The following is an 8,373-nucleotide window of genomic DNA, read 5'->3' on the forward strand; positions in this document are numbered from 1 at the left end:
TCCGGTCAGCCGGGAACGCGACCCGGACTTATCTTTTCAGCGGCCAGGCATGGACGCGCGGCGAGCGCGTTTCATCCGCCAACGCCGCCTCGATCTCCTTGAATGGCAGCAAGCCGCTTTGCGTATCGACATGGCCGACGACCGAGGCCGCGTTGATGGTGGCGGCGCGGAGCGCATCCTCGGCGGAATACCCGAGAGCCACATAGGCGGTAAAGGTCGCGGAAAAGGAATCGCCCGCTCCGGCGGTGCCGACGACAAGACATTCGGCGGCGGGACAGAAGAGAATGCGATCGGGGAGGCCGACAAAGGCTCCTCGGCTTCCGTCGGTGAGCACAACATAGTCCGGGCCAAGACCGCCAAGGATCCGAAAGAATTCCGGGATGTCCATGTCGTAACCGCCGCCGGTCAGGCTTTTGGCCGCCGCCAGGGGGCGGCCGTCGTCGTCCACCAAAGCCGGCGCCGGAATTTTGGAATCGACCCGCGAGACCAGCGCCGGAACCAGGGCGCCCGCCTCGGTCCGGTTCAGCGCGATGATATCGATGAATTTCAGCGAGTCCTGGAAAGCCGCGCCATGGGCCGAGAGCTGGCGCAGGCCGGGATTGGTCGCCACCAGGGCGCCATGCGCTTTCGCCTTCCGCACGATAGTGGGAAAACACTCCGCCGATTTGTTGCTGAGGGTCGTCACATAGACGGCATCCACAGCGAAGGCATTATCGTCGAGGTCTCCGGGTTCAAGCAGGGTGTTCACGCCCCGGAAGGTGAAAATGGCGGCGTTGCGGTCATGGGACGAGACCAGGACCGATGCGCCGGTCGGCGCGCGGCCGTCTTGGCGGACCCATCGCGTCGACACGCCTTCCGACCTCAACCGTTCCAGCAGGATTTCCGCCCGCGCGTCGCAGCCGACCTTCACCAGCGCCGCCACATCGAGTCCCAGGCGGGCCATGGCCACCGCCGCATTGATGGCGCCGCCGCCACAGTGGGTGGAAATATCCTGCGCTTCGGTCTTGTGACCTTCTTCGAGCAGAAGGAAGGAGCTGTCGGCGTTGTACATCGACATGCGTTCGATGCGATCGCTGCCGATGATCGCGACGGTGTCGATCATCGCCCCGCCGAGGGTCAGCATTTTCATGACGGCACGCCGGCGGCGGGGGCGGAAAGGGGATGCAGAATAGAAACGGCGGCCGGTAAGCGGCAGACGGACGACATGGCCAGTTCCTTCCCGACGGCCTTCTGATGGGCCGATCTCATTCAATAAATAAACAAGAGTTATTTAATTATGGGGAGGGAGCAAAGGTCAAGAGTTTTTAATCGTCTTCCGCGTATCGGATGGGCGGATTTATGCTTTTCCGGGAGAGGGAGTGGACAAGACCATGGACGGCGCAGCATGGGCTTGTGCCATAGGCGCGTCGCGCGGAACGCGAAAATCGGTATAATATCCATAAAATTAAATACAATATTATGAGCCGTCATCATGCGGCTCCAGGAACATGTCCGATGCGACGCGAGCGCCAACACCTGATCCGTTCACTGTTCGACGAATACATACAGATGTATGCTTCGCGTGACGACCGCCTGACCGGGTGCTTCAGCGAAGACTTCAGCGGCTATACCGGCGGTGGCGATTTTCTCGTCAAGGATCGGGCCGAATGGGTGAAAATCACCCGGCAGGACTTCGCGCAAGTCACCAACCCTATCCGCATTGAAATACGAGATATATCAATGCAGGATATCAGCGAAGACGTGGTTGTCGTCACGGCATTTTTCCATATTCATCTGCCTTTTATAGATCATATTCTATCGCGGGAAACGGCGCGGCTGGTGCTTATTTACCGCCTCGAGGGCAAGGATTGGAAGATCGTGCATAGTGGGATCTCCGTCCCCTATCATTTAGTCCGCGATGACGAGGTCTTTCCGATCAGGGAGTTGCACGAGCGCAATCGCGAGCTTGAATCCCTGGTCGAGGAACGCACCCGGGAATTGGAAGAGGCGAATACCAGACTGGAGGTCCTGAGCAACACTGACGCGCTGACCGGCATCGCTAATCGCCGCAATTTCGATCGCATGCTCGCACAAGAATGGAATCGTGCCCAACGCGCCGGAACTGCTTTGTCGCTGGTCATGCTTGATGTCGACTATTTCAAGCATTTTAATGACCTTTACGGCCATTTGGCCGGTGACGGCTGCTTGAGGACTCTCGCTCAGACGCTGGCGCAATCGCAGCGGCGCGGTGGGGAACTGGCGGCACGTTACGGCGGCGAAGAATTTGTTGTGCTTTTGCCGAATGCGGGCGGCCATGACGCGTTGGAAACCGCCCGGCACATTCAGCGCGAGGTCTGGTCGTTAGCGCTGCCACACGCGGAAACACCTCCGGGGATTGTTACCGTCAGCCTTGGCGTGGCCAGCCGGATACCTTTGAGGCAACACATCCCGGAAGATCTCGTGCGTCAAGCCGACTCGGCACTTTACCGCGCCAAGCAGTCGGGGCGTAATTGCCTGCAATTGGCGACAGACTGATCGCTTGCGCGGGATCAGTCCCGGAAATTCACATATTGCAGAGGAAGGTCGACCGGGATCTTCTTGACCAGGGCGATCACATCCTGCAGTTCGTCGCGCTTTTTGCCGGAGACGCGGAGTTCGTCGCCCTGGATCGAGACCTGGACCTTGATCTTGCTGTCCTTGATCTCCTTGACCAGGGTCTTGGCGATTTCCTTGTCGATTCCCTGCTTGACGATGACGATCTGGCGGATCGAATTGCCCGCGGCCTTTTCCTCCGGCTTGAAATCCAGCGCCTTGGTATCGACGTTGCGCCGGGTGAAATGGACCTTCAGCAGTTCGTGCATCTGCTTCAGCTTCATGTCGTCGTCGGCCAGCACGGTGATCGTCTCGTCCTTCCGCTCGACCGAGCATTTCGACCCCTTGAAGTCGAACCTCTGGGCGATCTCGCGGCCGATTCCGGCCAATGCGTTGTCCACCTCGGCCATATCGGTCTTGGAGACGATATCGAAGGATGGCATTGGATAACTCCTGTGGTGCGTGAATAGGTCTTCGGCAGGTTTAGCCGATGGCCGACACTTTGGCTATGTGCTTTACTCGGGCGGTCATGAACGCATCACAGATCAAGCCGTTGGGCCGGGAGGTTCTGGCTGAATTGTCCCTGACGCCGCTGTTCGCCGGCCTATCCGGAGACGAGGCGACGCTGTTGTTATCGGGCGCCTCGGTCGAAAGCCATCCGGACGGGGATGTCCTGTTTACCCAGGGCGACGCGGCTCAAGGGTTCTTCATCCTGCTCGACGGGCATGTCGAATTGTTCGTCGAAGAGACTGGACGGAACGCCGTGCTCGATGTCGCCAAACGTCCCGCCGTCCTTGGCGAGGCGGCCTTGTTCATCGATGGCCGCCATCCCCATTCGGCCCGCGTCGTCGGTTATGCCAGGCTGGTGTCGGTGCCCCGTGCCCCATTTCTCGCCGTTCTCGACCGGCGATTCGATCTGGCCCAGCGGATGCTGGGGTCGATGTCGGTCCGTCTGCGCGGACTGGTCGGGCAGATCAGCGAATTGAAGTTGAAGTCGACGGCCCAGCGGCTGGCCGGTTTTCTCTTGGGGTTGACCCGTAAGGAGGAGGGGGCCGTCACCGTGCGCTTTCCCTATGACAAGCGCCTGGCGGCCGAGGCTTTGGGCATGACCGCCGAAAGCCTGTCGCGGGCCCTGGCCCGTCTGGCGCCCCTTGGCGTCGAAAGCCGGTCGGAAAATCTGGTGGCGATCGCCGATATCGGCGCGCTTCGCGCCTTCTGTATCGAGGAGGCCGAGGAGTGAGCCTCGTCCTCGACGATGCCGACCGCGCGCTGGTCGCGTCCGCCCCGCTCTTTTCCGAAATCGAGATGGAAACGGTCTTCTGGCTGCTTGAAGGGGCGTCGTCGGCGGCGTTGCCGGAGGGCGGACTGCTGTTTTCGCGGGGAGACGCGGCCGACCGGTTTTTCGTCGTGCTGGCGGGACGGGTCAATCTGTTCGCCCTGACGGAAAACGGCGACCAGTCGATCATAGAGGTGATCGACGCCGGGCACAGTTTTGCCGAAGGGGCGATCTTTGCCAACGGCCGCTTTCCCTTGAACGGCGATGCGGCGGCGGGCACCAGGCTCCTGGAAATTCCAGCCTCCTCCTTTCTGAAACGGCTGTCCGAGCGGCCGGGGCTGATCGCCAAACTGCTGGCCTCGCTGGCCCGCTGGCAGCGCCGGCTGATGAGCGAGATCGCCGATCTCAAGGGACGCAGTCCGGTGCAGCGTCTGGGCTCCTATCTGTTGGCGCTGGCCGGCGGGCAAGAGGCCGGCGCGGTGAATGTGCAGGTGACGCTGCCGCTGACCAAAAGCGAATTGGCCAGCCGGATCGGCATTACGCCGGAAAGCTTCTCGCGGGCGGTCAACCGCTTGAAGCCGGTCGGCGTGGCCACGCGGGGACGCTGTTTCACCATCGCCGACATGGACGCGTTGCGGCGCTTCTGCGGAACGGATTGACTTGGGCGCCACCTCAGGCTTGTCGCGAAATTATCGCTCCAAATCCCAAGATTCCAGGCGACGCCTAGGCTCCGCTACGGCGGGCTCAAGGGCCTGTCGATATCAACGGGCCCTTACTGTTCGAGGGCTTCGTCCGCCGACAGCACCGAGACGCCAGTGCCGTCCTCGTCCTCGATGACCACGACATCGCCCTCGATACGGCCCTGATCTTCCGGCAGCGTATTGAAGTAGTGCCAGATGAAGGCGACCGAAATGGTCTGGTCGATCTGATCGTCCTCGTCGAGTTCGTCGTCGTCCATCGACGAGATATCGCGCAGAATCTCAAGCGATTCGTCGAGCATCTCGTCGAAATCCGTGCCGTCCTCAAGGATGCCTTGAATGATCTGGTCGTATTCTTGGTCTTCCAGTTCGTATTTCCATTCGGCATCGCCGGATTTGAAATAGACGGTCTTCATCATGGGCTCCTGGTAAAAAACCATAGAGGGGACAGCCGCAGGGGGCCATTTGTCGGTCTACCCCTTATCGAAACGTTGGTTCCCGCCGCCTTGTCGTCGAATGCGGCGTCCCACCAACCAAGGGCGGCCTGACCATCGTCAATCCGGAAAAAAAAAGCAAGAAGCTCTTCGCGAGGGATCGCGGAAAATGCCTTTCACAAACTAATCCCTTGGCGCGGCTTCCGTCATCGGCTACCAGAAGGGCCTTGCGGAGGTTCGAGGAATGGACGGCAAACAAACGATTACCCTTACCATCACCTGCCCGGATACGGTCGGCATCGTCGCCGCGGTATCTGGTTTTTTAAGCGAACACGACGCCTTCATCACCGAGGCGGCACAATATGGCGACCCCTTTTCCAAGCGCTTTTTCATGCGCTGCGTCTTCATTCCGGGGGCGTTGTGCCCACCGAAGGGGGAGTTGGAAAAGCGGTTTTCAATGATCGCCCAACGGTTTCAGATGATCTGGCATATGTACGACGCCGCGGACAAGCCCCGTGTCGTGGTCCTGGTCTCCAAGTTCGGCCATTGCCTGAACGATCTTCTGCACCGCTATCACACCGGATCGCTTCCGGTCGAGATTCCGGCCATTATTTCAAACCACCCGGACATGCAAAGCCAGGTCGAGTGGAACAAGATCCCTTTTCATTATCTGCCGGTGGACAAGACGGATAAAACGCGGCAGGAACGGGCCCTGATCGCCCTCCTGGACGACCTGGAGCCCGATCTGGTGGTTCTGGCGCGCTATATGCAGATCCTGTCACCCGAGCTTTGCGCCCGGCTGTCGGGGCACTGCATCAATATCCACCATTCCTTCCTTCCCAGCTTCAAGGGTGCCAAGCCCTACCATCAGGCCCATTCCCGCGGCGTCAAGCTGATCGGGGCGACGGCTCATTACGTTACCACCGATCTGGACGAAGGGCCGATCATCGACCAGGCGGTCGAGCGGGTCGATCACACCCATACGCCGGACGATCTGGTGGCCATGGGGCGTGACATCGAAAACCTCGTATTGTCGCGGGCCGTGCGTTACCACATCGAGCATCGGGTCTTGATGAACGGCGCCAAGACGGTGGTTTTCAAATAGTCTTCCTCTCGTCAAGCGAGCTGTTTGCCGGTAGGATATCTGCCTGAAACGTGTGGGCGACAATGGTTCACGATGCAAACGCCAATTTCGATGGTACCCCTCTGCTGGCACCGCTAAGTCAGGAGGAGCGCGACCAGTTGGTCCGGCAATGCCGGTTTCGCCGGTTCGCCGCAGGTGAACATATCATCGACGGTCAAAGCGACAGCCGCGACGTCTTCTTCGTCATCGAAGGGACGGTGCGGGTGGTCAATTATTCGCTTTCGGGGCGGGAGGTCGCCTTGGACGACATCCAGGCCGGCGGTTTCTTCGGCGAACTGGCGGCTCTGGACGGCGGTCCCCGTTCAGCCTTCGTCATGGCGCAAGGAGGGGCGGCGGTTAGCGCCGCCATGCCTTTCGAGGTGTTCCTGGAGCTTTTGGCGAAGAAACCCGTTCTTGGTCTCGAAATCATGAAGCGGCTGGCCCGAATGGTTCGCCAGGCGACCGAGCGCATCATGGATTTGAGCACCCTGGGCGCCAATAACCGCGTGCATGCCGAACTGCTGCGCCAAGCGTGGTCGTCGCCGAACGACGGCCGTGCCGCCACCATCACGCCGATTCCGTTGCATGCCGACATCGCCAGCCGCGTCAGCACGACCCGTGAAACCGTGGCCAGGGTGCTTAACGATCTGGCGCGCAGTGGGATCCTTGAACGAAAAAAGAATTCGCTTTTGGTCCGCGATATGTCGCGGCTGGCGATGCTCGTGGAAGATGTGCGAGGAAATTGAGGGAAAGTGTGATGCCGATCACTGTGGCCGATTGCGCAGGCGCTATGATGACCTCTGATACCGGCAATTGCTTTGGCTGTTGTCCAGTATCTTTTTCCCTCAAGAGCAACTTGGGCCGAGTTCTTCTCGGCCCCTTTTTTTTGTCTTTGAGGTGAGTTTCCCGAAGTCATGATGCTCAAAAACGAAGGGCTTTGCCGACTCTGGCTATTGCTGGGGGGCGTCAGCGGCGCATTGGCGGTCGGTTTCGGCGCTTATGCCGCCCATGGCTTTCCCGACGCCCCCCAGGCCGCCGAATGGGTCGAGAAGGCCAGCCGCTATCAGATGTATCATGCGCTCGCCCTGCTGGCCCTGGCGGGCCGGCAAAGCCCGGGTGGCCGGCTGACCGCGCTTGCCGGGGTGTTTTTCGTCATCGGGTCGATCCTCTTTTGCGGCACCCTGTATCTTCTGGCCCTGACCGGCTGGCCGGTCGGCAAGGTGGCGCCTTTCGGAGGCACATCCTTCATCCTCGGATGGATTTTTCTTGCTTTGTCGGCGTTTGCCGGATGCCGTTCAACCCGGGGATGAAATTTTTTATTTCGCCCTTCCTGGTGTCCCGAGTATGCTGAATACCGGGGTGATCGAGGGGCAGGGGAAATATGTCGAAGACGATATTGATCGTTGAAGACAATGATCTGAACTTGAAGCTCTTCAATGATTTGCTTCAAACCAACGGCTATCTGACCGTGGTCGGCAAGGACGGCAAGTCGGCCGTCGAGATGGCCCGCGAGACGCACCCCGATCTCATCTTGATGGACATCCAGCTGCGCCGGTTTTCGGCCCTGGAGGCCACGCGTCTTCTCAAGGGCGATCCGGCGTTGCACGCCATCCCCGTGGTGGCCGTCACGGCTTCCGCGATGAAAGGCGACGAAGAGCGGATCCGGCAGGGGGGGTGCGACGGCTACATCGCCAAGCCGATCTCGGTCAGCAGCTTTCTGAAAACCGTTGCCGGTTTCGTTGCCTGAAAAACAAAACGCCCGCTTTTTAAAGCGGGCGTTCCGAAAACGATATCCGAGCGAAAATTACTTGATCTTCGCTTCTTTGAAAGCGACGTGCTTACGCACGACGGGATCGTATTTGCGGAATTCAAGCTTTTCAGTCGTCTTACGCGGGTTCTTTTTCGCCACGTAGAAAAAGCCAGTGCCAGCGGAGCTGAGCAGCTTGATAAGAATGGTGGCGGGCTTAGCCATGATCAAAAATCCCGAAATGCGTGGTGACGAACGTCAGGCGGCGGAAAATACAGCCTGGGGCAGCGGTGTCAAGAAAAGATTGTCGGAACCGCAGGATAATCGGGTGAACCCGATTATCCTGGCTTAAATTCTCTCCCTCACGCGCCGGGCGGCGGACACCCGTCCGCCTTGGCTGCCTCCGCTGAAGATTCGGGGATCGCGGTAGGGACGCTCATTGCTGAGCGCCCCCCGCACAGATCCGTACGTGCGGCTTTCCCGCATACGGCTCCCACCTCGGGTATTTGACGGCGAACCTCTGG

Annotated in this window: 12 protein-coding genes; 8 read left to right on the forward strand and 4 right to left on the reverse strand. The window is 59.7% G+C overall.

Annotation, left to right across the window (positions count from 1 at the left end; genetic code table 11):
* Nucleotides 1–28: 28 nt before the first annotated feature.
* Complete coding sequence (locus CWS72_RS18270; RefSeq protein ID WP_101252069.1) at nt 29–1,129, reverse strand: carbohydrate kinase family protein; 1,101 nt, start codon at nt 1,127–1,129, stop codon at nt 29–31.
* Between the two features lie 365 nt (nt 1,130–1,494).
* On the opposite strand from CWS72_RS18270, the gene CWS72_RS18275 reads away from it, so the two are divergent.
* Nucleotides 1,495–2,514 carry a diguanylate cyclase gene (locus CWS72_RS18275; RefSeq protein WP_101252070.1) on the forward strand — a complete coding sequence of 340 codons (1,020 nt, stop codon included), beginning with the start codon at nt 1,495–1,497 and terminating at the stop codon, nt 2,512–2,514.
* 14 nt (nt 2,515–2,528) lie between these two features.
* Here the strand turns inward: CWS72_RS18275 and CWS72_RS18280 are convergent, their stop codons facing one another.
* The gene (locus CWS72_RS18280) at nt 2,529–3,014 is read right to left on the reverse strand and encodes a YajQ family cyclic di-GMP-binding protein (protein ID WP_101252071.1); all 486 of its coding nucleotides are present in this window, start codon (nt 3,012–3,014) and stop codon (nt 2,529–2,531) included.
* A gap of 86 nt (nt 3,015–3,100) precedes the next feature.
* Between CWS72_RS18280 and CWS72_RS18285 the strand changes: the two genes are divergently transcribed.
* Together CWS72_RS18285 and CWS72_RS18290 are read left to right on the forward strand one after the other, a co-directional pair.
* Nucleotides 3,101–3,811: a Crp/Fnr family transcriptional regulator gene (locus tag CWS72_RS18285; protein ID WP_158240711.1), complete on the forward strand. Its 711-nt coding sequence runs from the start codon at nt 3,101–3,103 to the stop codon at nt 3,809–3,811.
* Complete coding sequence (locus CWS72_RS18290; protein ID WP_241911799.1) at nt 3,808–4,506, forward strand: Crp/Fnr family transcriptional regulator; 699 nt, start codon at nt 3,808–3,810, stop codon at nt 4,504–4,506. The genes CWS72_RS18285 and CWS72_RS18290 overlap by 4 nt, the downstream gene beginning before the upstream one ends.
* 113 nt (nt 4,507–4,619) lie before the next feature.
* On the opposite strand, the gene CWS72_RS18295 is transcribed toward CWS72_RS18290, so the two are convergent.
* Nucleotides 4,620–4,964, reverse strand: coding sequence for a hypothetical protein (locus CWS72_RS18295; RefSeq protein ID WP_241911800.1), 345 nt, complete (start codon nt 4,962–4,964; stop codon nt 4,620–4,622).
* Between the two features lie 259 nt (nt 4,965–5,223).
* Here CWS72_RS18295 and purU point away from each other — a divergent pair, with 259 nt between their 5' ends.
* The 4 genes from purU to CWS72_RS18315 all read left to right on the forward strand — a co-directional run bounded on the left by purU (nt 5,224) and on the right by CWS72_RS18315 (nt 7,849).
* Nucleotides 5,224–6,084, forward strand: coding sequence for a formyltetrahydrofolate deformylase (purU, locus tag CWS72_RS18300; protein ID WP_101252073.1), 861 nt, complete (start codon nt 5,224–5,226; stop codon nt 6,082–6,084).
* Nucleotides 6,085–6,146: 62 nt separating this feature from the next.
* The gene (locus CWS72_RS18305; protein ID WP_101252074.1) at nt 6,147–6,848 is read left to right on the forward strand and encodes a Crp/Fnr family transcriptional regulator; all 702 of its coding nucleotides are present in this window, start codon (nt 6,147–6,149) and stop codon (nt 6,846–6,848) included.
* Between the two features lie 168 nt (nt 6,849–7,016).
* Complete coding sequence (locus CWS72_RS18310) at nt 7,017–7,412, forward strand: DUF423 domain-containing protein (protein ID WP_241911801.1); 396 nt, start codon at nt 7,017–7,019, stop codon at nt 7,410–7,412.
* Between the two features lie 71 nt (nt 7,413–7,483).
* Nucleotides 7,484–7,849 (forward strand): response regulator, encoded by a 366-nt coding sequence (locus CWS72_RS18315; RefSeq protein WP_101252075.1) that lies wholly within the window; start codon nt 7,484–7,486, stop codon nt 7,847–7,849.
* Between the two features lie 57 nt (nt 7,850–7,906).
* On the opposite strand, the gene rpmG is transcribed toward CWS72_RS18315, so the two are convergent.
* Entirely contained in the window at nt 7,907–8,074 is a 168-nt protein-coding gene (gene rpmG, locus CWS72_RS18320) for a 50S ribosomal protein L33 (RefSeq protein WP_101252076.1), read from the reverse strand.
* On the opposite strand from rpmG, the gene CWS72_RS28650 reads away from it, so the two are divergent.
* On the forward strand, nt 8,073–8,201 hold the full coding sequence (locus CWS72_RS28650) for a hypothetical protein (RefSeq protein ID WP_274540610.1): 129 nt from the start codon (nt 8,073–8,075) through the stop codon (nt 8,199–8,201). The genes rpmG and CWS72_RS28650 overlap by 2 nt on opposite strands.
* Nucleotides 8,202–8,373 lie beyond the last annotated feature (172 nt).

It is taken from the genome of Telmatospirillum siberiense (genome assembly GCF_002845745.1).
Lineage (GTDB): Bacteria > Pseudomonadota > Alphaproteobacteria > Rhodospirillales > Magnetospirillaceae > Telmatospirillum > Telmatospirillum siberiense.